The sequence below is a fragment of the Seonamhaeicola marinus genome, from assembly GCF_008085455.1.
Genome location: NZ_VSDQ01000409.1, coordinates 230,254 through 246,703, shown reverse-complemented (window position 1 = coordinate 246,703; position 16,450 = coordinate 230,254). Strand labels below are relative to the sequence as shown.

General features: G+C 35.2%; 14 protein-coding genes. All 14 read left to right on the top strand.

Features of this window, described 5'->3' with window-relative positions:
- The first annotated feature begins 46 nt into the window (after positions 1-46).
- The 14 genes from mraZ (at position 47) to FUA24_RS06095 (ending at position 16,443) form a co-directional block, all read left to right on the top strand.
- A complete protein-coding gene (gene mraZ, locus FUA24_RS06160; RefSeq protein ID WP_148540627.1) occupies positions 47-517 on the top strand; it encodes a division/cell wall cluster transcriptional repressor MraZ in 471 nt (156 codons plus the stop codon).
- Positions 504-1,400, top strand: a complete 897-nt coding sequence (rsmH, locus tag FUA24_RS06155) for a 16S rRNA (cytosine(1402)-N(4))-methyltransferase RsmH (protein WP_148540625.1) — start codon at positions 504-506, stop codon at positions 1,398-1,400. The genes mraZ and rsmH overlap by 14 nt, the downstream gene beginning before the upstream one ends.
- A gap of 50 nt (positions 1,401-1,450) precedes the next feature.
- On the top strand, positions 1,451-1,771 hold the full coding sequence (locus tag FUA24_RS06150) for an FtsL-like putative cell division protein (protein WP_148540624.1): 321 nt from the start codon (positions 1,451-1,453) through the stop codon (positions 1,769-1,771).
- Positions 1,772-1,828: 57 nt separating this feature from the next.
- Positions 1,829-3,790: a penicillin-binding protein gene (locus FUA24_RS06145; RefSeq protein WP_148541098.1), complete on the top strand. Its 1,962-nt coding sequence runs from the start codon at positions 1,829-1,831 to the stop codon at positions 3,788-3,790.
- Positions 3,787-5,250 carry a UDP-N-acetylmuramoyl-L-alanyl-D-glutamate--2,6-diaminopimelate ligase gene (locus FUA24_RS06140; RefSeq protein ID WP_148540622.1) on the top strand — a complete coding sequence of 488 codons (1,464 nt, stop codon included), beginning with the start codon at positions 3,787-3,789 and terminating at the stop codon, positions 5,248-5,250. Before FUA24_RS06145 ends, FUA24_RS06140 begins: the two co-directional genes overlap by 4 nt.
- Before the next feature lie 56 nt (positions 5,251-5,306).
- Positions 5,307-6,548 carry a phospho-N-acetylmuramoyl-pentapeptide-transferase gene (gene mraY / locus FUA24_RS06135; RefSeq protein WP_148540620.1) on the top strand — a complete coding sequence of 414 codons (1,242 nt, stop codon included), beginning with the start codon at positions 5,307-5,309 and terminating at the stop codon, positions 6,546-6,548.
- 134 nt (positions 6,549-6,682) lie between these two features.
- Positions 6,683-8,014 carry a UDP-N-acetylmuramoyl-L-alanine--D-glutamate ligase gene (murD, locus tag FUA24_RS06130; RefSeq protein ID WP_148540618.1) on the top strand — a complete coding sequence of 444 codons (1,332 nt, stop codon included), beginning with the start codon at positions 6,683-6,685 and terminating at the stop codon, positions 8,012-8,014.
- Positions 8,015-8,134: 120 nt separating this feature from the next.
- On the top strand, positions 8,135-9,328 hold the full coding sequence (locus FUA24_RS06125; RefSeq protein ID WP_148540616.1) for an FtsW/RodA/SpoVE family cell cycle protein: 1,194 nt from the start codon (positions 8,135-8,137) through the stop codon (positions 9,326-9,328).
- The gene (gene murG / locus FUA24_RS06120; protein WP_148540614.1) at positions 9,328-10,425 is read left to right on the top strand and encodes an undecaprenyldiphospho-muramoylpentapeptide beta-N-acetylglucosaminyltransferase; all 1,098 of its coding nucleotides are present in this window, start codon (positions 9,328-9,330) and stop codon (positions 10,423-10,425) included. The genes FUA24_RS06125 and murG overlap by 1 nt, the downstream gene beginning before the upstream one ends.
- Positions 10,422-11,774, top strand: a complete 1,353-nt coding sequence (gene murC, locus FUA24_RS06115) for a UDP-N-acetylmuramate--L-alanine ligase (protein WP_148540612.1) — start codon at positions 10,422-10,424, stop codon at positions 11,772-11,774. Before murG ends, murC begins: the two co-directional genes overlap by 4 nt.
- Positions 11,775-11,802: 28 nt before the next feature.
- On the top strand, positions 11,803-12,480 hold the full coding sequence (locus tag FUA24_RS06110) for a cell division protein FtsQ/DivIB (protein WP_317131943.1): 678 nt from the start codon (positions 11,803-11,805) through the stop codon (positions 12,478-12,480).
- A 56-nt stretch (positions 12,481-12,536) separates the two neighbouring features.
- On the top strand, positions 12,537-13,850 hold the full coding sequence (ftsA, locus tag FUA24_RS06105) for a cell division protein FtsA (RefSeq protein WP_148540608.1): 1,314 nt from the start codon (positions 12,537-12,539) through the stop codon (positions 13,848-13,850).
- A 53-nt stretch (positions 13,851-13,903) separates the two neighbouring features.
- Positions 13,904-15,877, top strand: coding sequence for a cell division protein FtsZ (gene ftsZ, locus FUA24_RS06100; protein ID WP_148540606.1), 1,974 nt, complete (start codon positions 13,904-13,906; stop codon positions 15,875-15,877).
- 116 nt (positions 15,878-15,993) lie between these two features.
- The gene (locus tag FUA24_RS06095) at positions 15,994-16,443 is read left to right on the top strand and encodes a GatB/YqeY domain-containing protein (protein ID WP_148540604.1); all 450 of its coding nucleotides are present in this window, start codon (positions 15,994-15,996) and stop codon (positions 16,441-16,443) included.
- Positions 16,444-16,450: the final 7 nt, after the last annotated feature.

Below are 16,450 nucleotides of genomic sequence, written 5' to 3'. Positions count from 1 at the left end.
TTTCGATATATTTGAATTTTGAAAGGAGTAACTAATAAAATCTGTATTGAGCTTTTTAACAGGAACATACGAATGCAAAGTAGATGCAAAGGGAAGATTAATGATGCCCGCGCCTCTAAAAAAGCAGATGTCAGCTGTGTTAGCAGAAGGCTTTGTGTTACGTAGATCTGTGTTTCAAAAATGTTTGGAGTTGTATCCAATGGCAGAGTGGCAGGTGTTAATGCAGAAAATGAATAAGCTTAACAGGTTCAAAAAAAAGAACAATGATTTTATTAGAAGGTTTACTGCAGGCGTTAAAATGGTAGAGGTAGATGTGAATGGGCGTTTGTTAATTCCAAAAGACCTTACAGTGTTTGCTAATATTTCAAAAAATATTGTAGTGGCTTCAGCTATCAATATCATTGAAATATGGGATAAAGATCTTTACGAGCAAGCAATTGATGATGCTGCGCTTGATTTTGCAGATTTAGCTGAAGAAGTAATGGGACAAGACGATGACGACAATGGAATATCATAATCCAGTTTTATTAAATGAAACCGTTGATGGTTTAAACATAAATCCTAATGGTGTTTATGTGGATGTTACGTTTGGTGGCGGCGGACATAGTAAAGAGATATTAAGCAGGTTGGGTGAAAACGGAAAGCTGTTTGCTTTCGATCAAGATGAGGATGCTCTTGCTAATGCTATAGATGATTCTCGGTTTACACTTATAAACGAAAACTTTAGATATGTAAAACGGTTTTTAAGGCTGCATGGGATAAGACAGGTTGATGGGGTGTTGGCTGATTTTGGTGTATCCTCTCATCAGTTTGATGTGCCAGAACGTGGTTTTTCCACACGTTTTGAAGCGAATTTAGATATGCGTATGAATCAGCAAAGTGATTTATCTGCCTATCATGTGGTTAATGAGTATGAGGAGGAGCAATTAAGACAGGTGTTTGCGCAATACGGTGAGTTACGTCCTGCACCAGCAATGGCAAGGTTAATTGTAGCGCATAGAGAAAATGAACCTATTGTAACGAGTGAACAATTAAAAGCGGTACTAAGAAAGTTTTTGCCGCCACGTCATGAAAATAAAGTATTAGCTCAGATATATCAGGCTATACGAATAGAGGTGAATCAGGAGATTGAAGTGTTAAAAGAGTTTTTGTTACAAATGCCGGAGATTTTGGTTCAGGGTGGGCGGTTGAGCTTTATCTCATACCATTCTTTAGAAGATAGATTGGTTAAGCGTTTTATTAGAAATGGCATGTTTGAAGGAGAGCCAGAACGCGATGTATTTGGGAATTTTGAAGTGCCTCTTAAAAAAGTTAATGGGCTTATAGTGCCAACACAAGAAGAAATAAAAAGTAATAATAGAGCTAGAAGTGCAAAACTTCGAATAGCAGAAAAATTATAAAAGATGTAATTCTTCCCCAAAGGGAAGATGTCTCGCAGAGATAGATAGGAATGAAAAATAAGATCTATAACATATTAAAAGGAACCTTTTTGATTAGTGACGATTCTTTTAAGAATTGGAAGTATATCATGTTCTTTTCTGCGTTGGCCATTTTTATGATAGCAAGCTCTCATAGTGCCGATAAAAAGGTGTATGAGATTGCACGATTAAAAAACGAAGTAAAAGAAATTAGAGCAACATTTTTAGAAGGACGTACAAAATTAATGCGTTTAAAAATGGAGTCTAATGTTATAAGTAAAATGAAAGAAAAAGGAATTGCGCCATCTGTAATTCCACCAAAGAAAATAAAAGTAAAATCAACAAATAAATAACCATTGGCAGTTAACGAAAAAAACATATTAAACCGTTTGTACTTTATTGCAGGCTGTATGTTTGTCTTCGGACTTGCAGTGGTTTTTAAGCTATTTAGTATTCAGTTTTTGCAAGGCGATAAATATAAAGCCTTGGCAGAAAAACGTGTTGTTAAAGATGTTGTTATTCCTGCTAATAGGGGTAATGTATATTCGGCTAATGGCAATTTGTTGGCAACCTCAATAACAAAATATGATATAAGATTAGATGCTGTAACATCATCATCGAAGAATTTCGAAAAATATTTGAAACCTCTCTCCGATTCTCTCTCAAAATTCAATGGAAAGTCGTCGAGCTATTATCAACGTGAATTGACCAAAGCTAGAGTAAATAAGAACCGGTATTTTTTGCTGGCTAAAAGCATTGGGTACTCTGATTATATAAGAATCAGAAACTTTCCATTGTTGAAATTGGGTGCTTTTAAGGGTGGTTTGATTGTGGAACAATCAACCAAACGTGAGCATCCAATGGGGGGAATTGCGCAACGTACCATTGGGTATGAGCGTATAGATGAGAAGGGGAATGTAACGCGCCCTGGAATTGATGGCGCTTTTGGGATTAAGTATTTACGAGGTGTTGACGGGCAACGTAAAAAACAACGTATTGGAAAAGGGCAATGGAAGCCTTTAAACGATGCGAACGAAATAGAACCTAAGGATGGGTATGATGTTTATACAACTATAGATGTAAATATCCAAGATATAGCCCATCATGCGCTTTTAAATCAACTGGAAAAATATAAAGCGGATCATGGCTGCGTGGTGGTAATGGAGACCAAAACAGGCGAAGTGCGTGCTATCTCTAATTTAGGAAGAAGCAAAACGGGGTATTACTACGAAAAAAGAAATTACGCCGTTTGGGAGTCTCACGAACCTGGGTCTACATTTAAGTTAATGGCTGTTGCGGCGGCGCTTGAAGATAAAGTGATTGATACCAGTGATGTAGTAGATACTGAAAAAGGAATTTTAACCTATTATGGAAAGAAGGTTAGAGATTCTAAATGGGGTGGTTATGGTAAGATTTCAGTGTCTGAGGCTTTCGAGGTGTCGTCTAACACAGGAATCGTAAAGGCAATCTACAATGCTTATAAAGACAAACCTTCAAAGTTTGTTGATAGATTGTATGACATGAATCTTAATGATACACTAGCAATTCCAATTATTGGAGAAGGGAAACCGATAATTCCAGATCCTAGAATAAAAAACGGACGATGGAGTGGTATAGCCCTGCAGTGGATGGCTTATGGTTATGGTGTGTCTTTTACCCCTTTACAAACCCTAACCTTTTACAATGCTATTGCTAATAATGGTGAAATGGTAAAACCTCGTTTTTTACGAGAGGTCAAGGAATGGGATAATGTTATTGTGCCTTTTGAAAAGGAAATCATTAATAAAAAAGTGTGTTCTCAACAAACCGTTGATAAAGTGCAGCAGTTACTCAAGAATGTAGTCGAAAAAAAGCATGGTACAGGAAATGGTTTGTATTCAAAAAACTTTTCAATGGCTGGTAAAACAGGGACCTGTCAAAAAGATTATAGGGACAAAGAAAAACTGAATTATATCTCCTCTTTTGCAGGGTATTTTCCTGCGGAAAATCCTAAATATTCGTGTATAGTTGTAATACATGAGCCAGATAAAAGTGTTGGGTATTATGGCGCAGATGTGTCGGGGCCAGTATTCAAAAGAATTGCGCAAAAAATTTATACAGATACACCTTTGGTAGATGAAGTTGGAACCTTAAATGTTAAGAAAGCTTCAGTAGAAAAAGAGTTTGAGAACTATTACGACTTGGCGCAAACTTATAAAACCATAATGCCAAATGTAGTTGGGCTTCCTGCAATGGATGCGTTAGCGCTTTTAGAAAACATGGATGTAAAACTAAAAGTAAGGCTTAAGGGGAGTGGAACGGTAAAAAAACAATCGGTTAATAAAAATATCAAGCTTAAAAATAATCAAACTATCATTTTAACAGCATCTTGAACATCTTAAAAGACATATTATACAAAGTGGCAATTAATGCAGTTGTAGGAGATACAAGTGTGTCAGTTAATGCGATTCATTTTGATTCAAGGCAAGTTGAAAAAGATGATGTGTTTGTTGCTGTTACAGGTACATTGGTAGATGGGCACGATTATATTGAGAAGGCTACCGAGAAAGGTGCTACTGTTGTTGTTTGTGAAGTGATGCCTGAAATTTTAATTGAAGGGATTACCTATGTTGAAGTTGATAGTTCTAATAAGGCCTTAGCTATTTTGGCTTCTAACTATTATGGAGCACCTTCAGAGAATTTAAGATTGGTTGGGGTAACGGGTACCAATGGTAAAACAACAGTTGCTAGTTTATTATATCAGCTATTTAAAAATGCAGGTTATAAAGTGGGCTTGTTGTCTACAGTTAAAATACTAGTTGATAATAAGGAATATAAAGCCACACATACAACACCAGATTCTTTAACGATAAATAAATATCTAAAAGAGATGAATGATGCCGGTGTTGAGTTTTGTTTTATGGAGGTGAGTTCTCATGGTATTCATCAGTCTAGAACAGAAGGACTGACTTTTGAAGGTGGCATATTTACCAACTTGTCTCATGATCATCTGGATTATCATAATTCGTTTGCTGAATACAGAGATGTGAAAAAGCAATTTTTTGACGGGCTTTCAAAAAAGGCTTTTGCTTTAGTGAATGCAGATGATAAAAATGGTATGGTAATGCTTCAAAATACTAAGGCAAGAAAGCATACCTACGCTTTAAAAAGTTATGCAGATTATAAAGCACAAATTTTAGAAAATCAGTTAAGCGGTTTGCTGCTAAAGCTCAATGATAATGATGTTTGGACCAAGCTAATCGGGAATTTTAATGCTTATAATATACTCGCTATCTATGCTACCGCGGAATTGTTAGGACTTGAGAAGTTTGAGATTTTAAGATTGATTTCAGAGCTGGAGAGTGTTAGCGGGCGTTTTCAATATTTAATTTCGGATGAAAAGATAACGGCAATTGTGGATTATGCGCATACCCCTGATGCCTTAAAAAACGTATTGGAAACCATTAATAGTATTAGAACTAAAAATGAAGAGCTAATTACGGTTGTTGGTTGTGGAGGTGATAGAGATAAAACTAAGCGTCCAAAAATGGGGCATATTGCTACCGAGTTAAGTACTAAAGTGATTTTTACAAGTGATAATCCGAGAAGTGAGGACCCTGAAGATATTTTAAGGGATATAGAAGCTGGTGTTGCGCCACAAAATTTCAAGAAATCATTAACCATTTCAGATAGAGCACAGGCTATTAAAACAGCATGCCAATTAGCGCAACCAAATGATATCATTTTAATTGCTGGTAAAGGTCATGAGACCTATCAGGAAATTAAAGGAGAGCGTTTTGATTTTGATGATTATAAAACGGTTCAAGAATATTTAAAACAATTGCAAAAATAAAACTGTCATTCAGACGCTGAGCGAAGTCGAAGTGGAAGAATCTCAAGAAAGATAAAATGTTATACTACCTATTCGAATATTTAGAAAAACAATTTCAGCTTACAGGAGCTACGCTTTTTGGGTTTTTAACCTTTAGGGCGGCTTTGGCAATGATTCTCTCTTTGTTGATTTCTACAATTTATGGTAAGAGGATTATACGCTTTCTGCAAAAGAAACAGATGGGTGAAACCATTAGAGACTTAGGTTTGGCAGGGCAAGCGGAAAAAGCTGGTACACCAACCATGGGTGGGATTATTATAATCCTTGCAACGCTTATTCCTGTGTTTCTGCTTGCAAAACTAGAAAACGTCTATATAATTCTATTAATTATAACCACCTTGTGGATGGGCGTCATTGGTTTTATAGATGACTACATCAAAAAATTTAAGAATAACAAAGAAGGTTTAAAAGGGCGTTTTAAGGTAATTGGTCAAGTTGGTTTAGGATTAATTGTTGGGTTAACCATGTATTTTCATCAAGATGTGGTGATTAAAGAGAAATTACCATTGGAACAGCAACAAGAAATAAGAGCAGAAAATCCAAATGCTACAGAATCGGCATTTTTCAAAGCCGAAGCTAAATCTACCAAAACTACCATTCCATTTGTAAAGAAAAATGAATTTGATTATTCAGATTTAATCACTTGGATTCATCCGGATTTAGCAAACTATACGTGGGTGATTTTCATAATCGCAGCCATTTTTATAATCACAGCAGTGTCAAACGGTGCTAATTTAACCGATGGTATTGATGGTTTGGCCGCAGGTACTTCCGCAATTATAGTACTTACACTAGGCATTTTTGCTTGGGTATCTGGTAATATTATTTTCTCAGATTATCTCAACATTATGTACATACCTAAGGTTGAAGAAATAACAATTTACATAGCGGCTTTTGTAGGGGCGCTTATTGGGTTCTTATGGTATAATACCTATCCTGCACAAGTGTTTATGGGAGATACGGGAAGTTTAACTATTGGTGGAATTATAGCGGTTATTGCAATTGCAGTGCGTAAGGAATGGTTAATTCCGGTGCTATGCGGCATCTTTTTAGCTGAAAATTTATCTGTAGTAATGCAGGTAAGTTGGTTTAAGTATACCAAGAAAAAATATGGTGAGGGCAGACGAATTTTTAAAATGTCGCCCTTGCATCATCACTATCAAAAATTAGGATATCACGAAAGTAAAATATCAACACGCTTTTGGATTGTCGGAATACTGTTGGCAATATTATCTATTGTGACGCTTAAGATTAGATAGCAATTTGTCATTTCCACTAAGATGGAGATTAGTAAAGAAGCCTGATTAACAATTTTAGAGATACGATTGATGAAAGGATGTAAAACATATAAAAGCAGAGTGGTAAGTCCTTACCCTTTGGGGAAGGATTTAGGATGGGGTTTTTAGTAGTGCTAGGAGGAGGAGAAAGTGGTGTAGGTACAGCACTTTTAGCTAAGGCAAAAGGATTTAAAGTTTTTGTTTCCGATAAGGGAATAATTAAAAATAAGTACAAAGAGGTTCTTATACATAATGAGATTGAATGGGAAGATGGAATGCATTCAGAAGATAAAATTCTAAATGCTGATGTTGTGATGAAAAGCCCTGGGATTCCTGATAAAGTAGCGTTGATAAAGGAAATTAGAATAAAAGGGATTCCTGTAGTTTCAGAAATAGAATTCGCAGCACAGTTTACAGATGCTACCATAGTAGGAATTACAGGTAGTAATGGAAAAACAACTACAGCGAGTTTAACACATCACATCTTAAAGCAAGAATTAAATGTGGGACTTGCAGGTAATATTGGAGACAGTTTTGCAAAGCAACTATTGGAAGAAGATTATCAGAATTACGTGCTAGAGATTAGTAGTTTTCAATTAGATGATATAGCCAGTTTTAAACCGCATATAGCTGTTATTACTAACATTACCCCAGATCATTTAGATAGATATGATTATCAATTTGAAAATTATATCAAATCAAAATTCAGAATTGCAGAAAACCAAACGGAAGCCGATTATTTGATTTATGATGCTGATGATGAAGTTATTGTTAATCACCTTAAAAACAACCCGGTTCAATCTACATTATTGCCATTTTCATTAGAAAAGGTAATTGAAAATGGAGCCTATTTAGAAGAAGATAATATAAAACTAACTATTGATAATAAAGAATTGATTATGCCGACAACAAGTTTAACATTAGAGGGAAAACACAATGTAAAGAATGCAATGGCAGCTACAACAGTAGCACATTTGCTTAAAATACGAAAACAAACTATTAGAGAGAGTTTAGAAAACTTTCAAGGTGTAGAACACCGTTTAGAAAATGTGCTGAAAATAAACAAGGTGCAGTATATAAACGATTCTAAGGCTACCAATGTAAATGCAACATATTATGCCTTAGAAAGTATGGATGCGCCAACAGTTTGGATTGTTGGTGGCGTAGATAAAGGAAATAATTACGAAGAGTTGTTTCCGTTTATTAATGAAAAAGTAAAGGCTATTATCTGTTTAGGTGTTAATAATGAGAAGTTAGTGAATACGTTTGGAGGTATGGTAGATGTTATCGTAGAAACACAGTTCATGACAGAGGCTGTGAAAATAGCTTATAAAGTAGCAGATTCTGGCGATAACGTATTGTTGTCTCCTGCCTGTGCAAGTTTCGATTTGTTCGAAAATTATGAAGATAGAGGACGTCAATTTAAAAACGCAGTACGTAATTTATAATAATTTGTCATCAGAAGGAGGGACGACTGAAGAATCTCTAGTCAATAAAGTATAAAGATTCTTCCACTTCGACTTCGCTCAGCGTCTGAATGACATAGAAAAAGAGAAGGTTTATTTTAAGTGCAAACACTATTTAAAAACATAAAAGGAGATCGTTTAATTTGGGCAATAGTGGCGTTGTTGGCTATACTTTCATTTTTGCCTGTATATAGTGCTGCCAGTAATTTGGCCTACAAAGGCGGAGGGAGTAATACCTTTGGCTATTTTGTGAAGCATTTTATGCATTTGTTTTTAGGGTTTGCTATTATGTACGGTGTACATAAAATTCCATATAGATATTTTAGAGGATTGTCACTTGTTATGATTCCAGTGGTTTTGGTGTTGTTGGGTGTTACTATGATGCAGGGAACAGTAATTGGTGGTGCAAGTGCGAGTAGGTGGTTTAGAGTGCCTTTTGTAGGTATGAAGTTTCAAACATCAACTTTGGCTTCGGTTGTATTAATGGTTTATGTAGCAAGATACATGTCGAAGATTAAAGATAAAAAAATAACATTCAAGGAATCCGTTTTACCACTCTGGCTGCCTGTATTCTTAGTATTGGGTTTAATATTACCTTCTAATTTTTCGACAGCTGCAATTATATTTTCAATGGTTTTGGTCATTGCCTTTTTAGGAGGGTATCCTGTGAGGTATATGCTCACAATACTGGGGGTTGGTTTGGTTGGTTTGGTTATGTTTGTTTTGGTCGCAAAAATGACAACAGGTCCTTTAGCGGTTAAAGTGGAAACATGGGAAAATAGGATTAAGAATTTTTCAAACACAGAAGTTACTGAAGCAGATTATCAAATAGAAAAAGCAAAAGTAGCTATAGCTTCTGGTGAAATTTGGGGGCTAGGTCCTGGTAAGAGTAGGCAAAAGAACTTTTTACCACAGTCATCATCAGATTTCATTTTCGCCATTATTATTGAAGAATATGGACTCCTAGGAGGAATGTTAATTATGGTGCTTTACATGTGGTTATTGTTTAGGATAGTAATTGCAGCACAAAAGTCTGATACTATTTTTGGTAAATTATTGGTGTTGGGAGTTGGTTTGCCCATAGTGTTTCAAGCCTTAATTAATATGGCCGTAGCAGTAGAGTTGTTTCCTGTAACAGGGCAAACCTTACCGCTAATAAGTAGTGGTGGTACATCAATTTGGATGACCTGTTTAGCTATAGGTATCATATTAAGTGTAAGTGCCAAAAGAGAAGAATTAAAAGAACAAGAAACTATAGAAGAAAATCCCTTAGAAATTTTATCTGAGACTATTTAATGAGTAACTATAAAATCATATTATCTGGAGGAGGAACAGGAGGACATATCTATCCTGCAGTAGCTATTGCTAATGAGTTAAAAATGCGTTTTCCTGATGCCGAATTCTTATTTGTTGGAGCAAAAGATAGAATGGAAATGGAAAAAGTGCCGCAAGCGGGCTATGAGATTAAAGGGCTTTGGATTTCTGGCATTCAGCGTAAGCTAACTTTAAAAAATTTGTCCTTTCCGTTTAAGGTTTTAAGTAGTATTCTAAAATCAAGAAAAATTATAAAAGCGTTTCAGCCAGATATTGCTATCGGAACAGGTGGCTTTGCTAGTGGTCCCTTATTGCAAGTAGCAAATTCTAAAGGAATACCAACGCTAATTCAAGAGCAAAACTCCTATCCTGGAATCACAAACAAATTGTTAGCCAAAAAGGCTAAGAAAATATGTGTTGCTTACGATAATTTAGAACGATTTTTCCCAAAAGATAAAATCATAAAAACAGGAAATCCTGTGCGTCAGGATTTATTAGATGTTGATTCTAAAACTGTTAATGCTAAAAATGAATTCAATCTAAAACACGGTAAGTATACTTTATTGGTGTTAGGAGGTAGTTTAGGTGCAAGAAGAATTAATGAGCTCATTGAAAAAGAATTGGATTTTTTCGATACTCAAAATATTCAAATCATTTGGCAGTGTGGTAAGTTGTATTACCAGCAATATAAAATCTATAATAATACTAAAAACGTTCAGGTTTATGAGTTCTTAAATGATATGGCAAGTGCATACGCAGCTGCCGATATTGTTATTTCAAGAGCTGGAGCTAGTTCGGTTTCGGAGTTGTGTATTGTGGGTAAACCAGTGATATTTATTCCATCGCCCAATGTTGCAGAAGATCATCAAACTAAAAATGCCATGGCAATTGTTGAAAATGATGCGGCTATGATGATTAAAGAAGAAGATTTAAGTGCAGATTTTGAGAATAAATTTTCACAATTGGTAGCATCACCCGAAAAGCAAAAGTCGCTTGGGGAAAATATAAAGAAATTGGCATTAGTAAATGCCACAAAGGATATCGCGGACGAAGTTGAAAAACTATTGAAAAAAGCATGAATTTAAACAACATACATAACATCTATTTTATTGGCATAGGCGGAATTGGTATGAGTGCTTTGGCTAGGTATTTTAAGGCAAATAAAAAGGAGGTTGTAGGTTACGATAAAACAGCAACTGAAATTACTGACGCCTTAATAGATTTAGGGATAGAGGTTCATTTTGAGGATGCTATTGAGCGTATTCCTAAAGCTTTTTTAAGTCCTGAAAATACATTGGTTGTGTACACGCCTGCAATTCCTAAAACTCATAAGGAATTAAACTATTTTAAGGACAATCAATTTAAAGTTTTAAAGCGCTCACAAGTCCTTGGTTTAATTACCGAGAATACCTTTTGTTTAGCCGTGGCTGGAACTCATGGTAAAACTACAACATCTAGTATTTTGGGGCATTTACTTCATGAGTGTGATGTTGATGTTACTGCCTTTTTAGGAGGCGTTACCGAAAACTACAATTCAAATTTAATTTTGAAAGGAACCGATGTATCGGTTGTTGAAGCAGATGAGTTTGATAGATCATTTTTAACACTATCACCAAATTTGGCATGTATAACCTCTATGGATGCCGATCATTTAGATATCTACGGAGAAGCGGAAGCGTTAAAGGCATCCTTTGTAGATTTTACAAAACGTATTAAGCCAAATGGGAAGTTGTTTGTAAAGAATGGGTTACCGATAGATGGTATAACTTATGGGATTGAAGACAACTCAGATTACGTTGCACAAAACATTAAAATAGAACATGGGAGTTACGTTTTTGATGTTAAAACACCAAAAACCGTAATAGAAAACATAAAATTTGACCTACCTGGTAGACATAATTTGTCGAATGCATTAATAGCCTTGGCGATGGCTGTGGAGTATGGTTGCCCTCACCAGCAGCTCGCCAAAGCTTTAGCATCTTTTAAAGGAGTTAAAAGAAGATTTACGTATCAGATAAAAACCGAAGAGTTCGTTTTTATTGATGATTACGCGCATCACCCAGAAGAGATTAATGCTGTACATCAAGCGGTAAGAGAAATGTATCCAAACAAAGACGTTTTGGCAATCTTTCAACCGCATTTATTCAGTAGGACAAAAGACTTTGCTGATGAATTTGCTAAGAGTTTAGCTCAATTTAATGAAGTGTTATTGTTGGATATTTATCCAGCAAGAGAATTGCCAATTGAAGGGGTGACCTCCTCATGGCTTTTAGATAAAATCTCTAACAACAATAAAGCACTTGTTAGTAAGGAGGCTTTACTTGAAAAAATACAAGAAAGTAATGCTCAGGTAGTATTAACTATAGGGGCAGGAGATATAGGAGAAGAAGTAAAACAAATAAAAGAAGGATTAAGCATTGCGAATTAACTGGTACTACATAAAAATGTTGGGTTTATTGGGGCTTGTAGTCTTCCTATACGCTTTTGCCTCACATAAAAACGGAATTAGAAAAATTTCTAGCCCAAACGTAGAATTTATTGGTGAAAGTAGCCCGTTTATAACTAGGGACAATGTTAGTAAATTGTTAATACAAAATTACGAAGGTGCTGAAAACGTGTTAAAAGAAGCTTTAGATTTGAATGAATTAGAACGCGCTCTGAAATCTAATCCAATGATTAAGTCTGCGGAGGTGTATGTTGCTGTAAATGGTACACTTAATGCCAAGGTAAATCAAAAAACACCTATTGCAAGAGTAAGTACAAATGCTTCGTATTACATTGATGATGAAGGCAAGTTTATGCCTTTGTCTCGCAATTACTCAGCTAGGGTACCATTGGTTACAGGGTATGTAGAGAAAAATAATTTGAAAAACATCTCTACTATTGCTAAAAAAGTTCAAACTGATGAATTCTTAAAAAAACATGTTATAGAAATTCATCAAAATAGTGATAAAGTTTTGAGTTTAAAACTTAGGCAATGTAAGTTTTTGGTGCAATTAGGAGATACAAAATCATTAGATAAAAAAATAAATAATCTTAAGGCGTTTTACGTAAAAAGTTTAAAAGAAAATACGCTTAATGATTACACTAAGGTGAATTTGCAATTTGATAACCAAGTGGTGTGTAGTAAATAGTAAAGTTGAATAAGGATTGAAAAGTTAAAATCTCATAAGCGAGTAAACAAAGAACTATGGAACATAATTTAGCAGTAGGATTGGACATAGGAACTACAAAAATTGTAGCCATGATTGGTCGTAAAAACGATTATGGAAAACTTGAGATTTTAGGCATTGGTAAATCTAAAAGTTTAGGTGTACACCGTGGTGTTGTAAATAATATTACACAAACCATTCAATCTATTCAACAAGCAGTTCAAGAAGCAGAAGCAGAGGCAGATATAAAAATAGAAGATGTAACTGTTGGTATTGCCGGACAACACATTAGAAGTCTTCAGCATAGTGATTACATTACAAGACCAACATCAGATAGCGTTATTGATGATGATGATATTGATAGGTTAATTAACCAAGTTCATAAGTTGGTCATGCTTCCTGGAGAAGAAATTATTCATGTCTTACCACAGGAATACAAAGTAGACGGGCAAGCTGAAATCAAAGAGCCTATCGGAATGTATGGCGGACGATTAGAGGCTAATTTTCATGTAGTAGTTGGGCAAGTATCGTCTATTAGAAATATTGGTAGATGTGTTCAAAGTTCTGGCTTAAACCTTGAAGGAATTACACTAGAACCTTTGGCGTCTGCAAATGCCGTATTGAGTCAAGAGGAAAAGGAAGCTGGTGTTGCATTAATAGATATAGGAGGTGGTACAACAGATTTGGCCATTTTTAGAGATGGAATCATTCGTCATACAGCGGTAATTCCATTTGGAGGAAACGTCATTACTGAAGATATTAAAGAAGGTTGCTCTATAATTGAAAAACAAGCAGAACTTCTAAAAATTAAATTCGGTTCTGCATGGCCAGGAGAAAACAAGGATAACGAAATAGTTTCTATTCCTGGGTTACGCGGAAGAGAACCAAAGGAAATCACATTAAAAAACCTGTCTAAAATAATTCATGCTCGTGTAGTTGAAATAATTGAACAGGTATATGTTGAAATTCAGAATTACGGGCACGAAGAACAAAAGAAGAAGCTAATTGCAGGTATCGTTTTAACAGGTGGAGGTAGTCAGTTAAAGCATCTTAAACAGTTAGTGGAATATATTACGGGTATGGATACCAGAATTGGATATCCCAATGAGCATTTGGCAGGAGACAGCGATGAAGATGTAACAAGCCCATTGTTTGCCACAGCAGTAGGTTTGGTATTAGATGGTTTACAAAGGCAAGACCGTAAGAAAGTTGAAGAGACCGTTGTTGAGCAGGTAGAAGAAACAGATACACCTGTTGAAGAACAAGTAATAGAAGAACCAAAAAAAGAACGCAAATCGTTTCTAGATAAATTAACCGAACGTGTTAAGGATTTTCTAGATAACGCAGAGTAGTTACATTCATTGATAAAAAATTATAAGTACAAAACCCCAGAAAAAAAGAATTTATGAGCGGCAACAAAGAATTCGAAAGTATTGCATTTGATTTACCCAAAAATCAATCAAATGTCATTAAAGTTATCGGAGTTGGTGGCGGTGGTAGTAATGCAATAAACCACATGTTCCAGCAAGGTATAAAAGGTGTAGACTTTTATATCTGTAATACCGATGCACAGGCATTACAAAACAGTGGTGTCCCTAATAAAATTCAGTTAGGAATTAACCTAACAGAAGGATTAGGAGCAGGAGCTAATCCAGATATTGGAGAGCAGGCTGCAATTGAGAGTTTTGAAGAGATATCTAGAATGCTAGATACAAATACTAAAATGGTGTTCATTACTGCAGGAATGGGGGGAGGAACCGGTACGGGTGCAGCACCAATAATAGCTAAAATGGCTAAAGATTTAGACATTTTAACTGTAGGTATTGTAACTATGCCATTTCAGTTTGAAGGACGCATGCGTTTAGAGCAATCTCAAAAGGGTATTGAGAAAATAAGAGATGTTGTAGATTCTTTAATTGTAATTAATAACAATAAGCTTCGTGAGGTTTACGGAAATCTTGGGTTTAAAGCAGGTTTCTCTAAAGCTGATGAAGTATTATCTACTGCCGCACGTGGTATAGCCGAAGTAATTACACATCACTACACTCAAAATATTGATTTACGTGACGCTAAAACTGTATTAAGTAATAGTGGAACTGCTATTATGGGATCTGCAATTGCCGCTGGTCAAAATAGAGCTAATGATGCCATTAGAAAGGCTTTAGATTCGCCATTATTAAACGATAACAAAATTACAGGTGCTAAAAATGTACTGTTGTTAATCGTATCTGGTAGTCATGAAATTACAATTGATGAGATAGGTGAAATTAATGATCATATTCAAGATGAAGCAGGTCATGGTGCTAATATCATTATGGGTGTTGGTGAAGATGAGTCTTTAGAGGAGTCTATTGCTGTAACTATTATTGCTACTGGGTTTAATAGCGAACAACAAGATGAAATAACAAATACAGAAGCTAAAAAAGTAGTTCACTCTTTAACTTCAGAAGAACAAGATTTAAGTACCGAAGAAAAAGAACCTGTAATTATAGCTCCGGTTATTGAATTAGAGAAGAAAGAAGAGCCAACTGTAGTGCGCCATACTTTAGATTTTGATACTGAGGAAGAAGAAGTGATGAAACCGAAAAAAGAGGTTAAAGAAGAAGAAACTTTAGATTTAATTCCAACATCAGAACTTATCAAAAATTTAAATGTAATTTATGATGAGGTTCAGCCAAATAATGAAGAGGAAGAGGACTTCATTATTAAGCCTGTAACAAAAATGATGGACGATGTTAAAGAAATTAATGATATAGAGGTGACTCCTGAACCTGTTGAAGAAGAACAACAAATTACTTTAACATTTGATTTACCTATTACGAACAGTATAGAGGATGAAAAAGAGGCGAAGAAAGACGAAGTGATCTCTTATGATTTAAACGAAGACGAGATTAAAGAAATTCCGGTTAACGATTATACTGAGTTAATAACGGTAACTGAAACAAATGAAAAAGAAGAAGACATCCGTTATACTTTAGAGGATTATACAGAAGTGGAATCTTCAATGAATAAAAAACAGTCTTCTGAAGTGTTAGAAGAGGTTGAAAATGATGTTGTTTTTGAAAGGAAAACGGTTCACGAAAATGTTGTTGAAGAAGAAACAGCAGCGGAAATAGATCCAATGAATACGCCAATTTCTGAAATGCTTAAAGAAAGAGCTGAAGAAAGAAGACGTAAAATGAAAGACTTTAACTATAAATTCAATAACGCTAAAATTGATGATATAGAAAAAGTTCCTGCGTATAAGCGTAAAGGTGTTGATTTAAGTGATGAAAGACCTTCTGAGAATGATATATCAAGAACAAGTATTGGTACTGATGATAATGATGATATTCAGTTAAGAAGTAATAATTCTTTTTTACATGATAATGTAGATTAAGACATAAATCAAATTAATTAAAATTTACCCGAAAAGTTTAACTAAGCTTTTCGGGTTTTTTATTCCAAAAAAGTATGTTCTTTGTTATCTTCGCATACTATTAAAATTATAAGATTATGAGTTTACAGCAAGATGTAATGACAGCTTTAAAAGAAGCTATGAAAGCCAAAGATCAAACAGCATTAACGGCTCTAAGAGCTGTAAAATCGGCTATTTTATTGGCAAAAACTGAAAGTGGAGCAGGAGATGAGTTAACAGAGGAACAAGAGCTTAAATTACTTCAGAAACAAGTTAAACAACGTAAAGATAGTGCTGCTGTTTTTATTGAACAAGGAAGAGAAGACTTAGCAGAGCCAGAGTTAGCGGAGGCAGAGGTTATTAGTCAGTTTTTACCTGAGGCTTTGTCTGAAGAAGAAATAGAAAAAGTTGTTGTAGCCACTATTGAACAAACTGGAGCTGAAGGCATGAAGGATATGGGTAAAGTTATGGGAATAGTAAGCAAACAATTGGCAGGACAGGCAGATGGAAAAACAATTTCTAGCATTGTAAAAGCTAAATTAGCTTAAACATAAA

Excerpts from the sequence above, each read along its gene's own strand:
- murD (WP_148540618.1), top strand. The coding sequence starts at position 6,683 with ATGGGGTTTTTAGTAGTGCTAGGAGGAGGAGAAAGTGGTGTAGGTACA.
- ftsZ (WP_148540606.1), top strand. The coding sequence starts at position 13,904 with ATGAGCGGCAACAAAGAATTCGAAAGTATTGCATTTGATTTACCCAAA.
- FUA24_RS06145 (WP_148541098.1), top strand. The coding sequence starts at position 1,829 with ATGTTTGTCTTCGGACTTGCAGTGGTTTTTAAGCTATTTAGTATTCAG.
- ftsA (WP_148540608.1), top strand. The coding sequence starts at position 12,537 with ATGGAACATAATTTAGCAGTAGGATTGGACATAGGAACTACAAAAATT.
- murC (WP_148540612.1), top strand. The coding sequence starts at position 10,422 with ATGAATTTAAACAACATACATAACATCTATTTTATTGGCATAGGCGGA.
- murG (WP_148540614.1), top strand. The coding sequence starts at position 9,328 with ATGAGTAACTATAAAATCATATTATCTGGAGGAGGAACAGGAGGACAT.
- rsmH (WP_148540625.1), top strand. The coding sequence starts at position 504 with ATGGAATATCATAATCCAGTTTTATTAAATGAAACCGTTGATGGTTTA.
- mraY (WP_148540620.1), top strand. The coding sequence starts at position 5,307 with ATGTTATACTACCTATTCGAATATTTAGAAAAACAATTTCAGCTTACA.
- FUA24_RS06095 (WP_148540604.1), top strand. The coding sequence starts at position 15,994 with ATGAGTTTACAGCAAGATGTAATGACAGCTTTAAAAGAAGCTATGAAA.
- FUA24_RS06150 (WP_148540624.1), top strand. The coding sequence starts at position 1,451 with ATGAAAAATAAGATCTATAACATATTAAAAGGAACCTTTTTGATTAGT.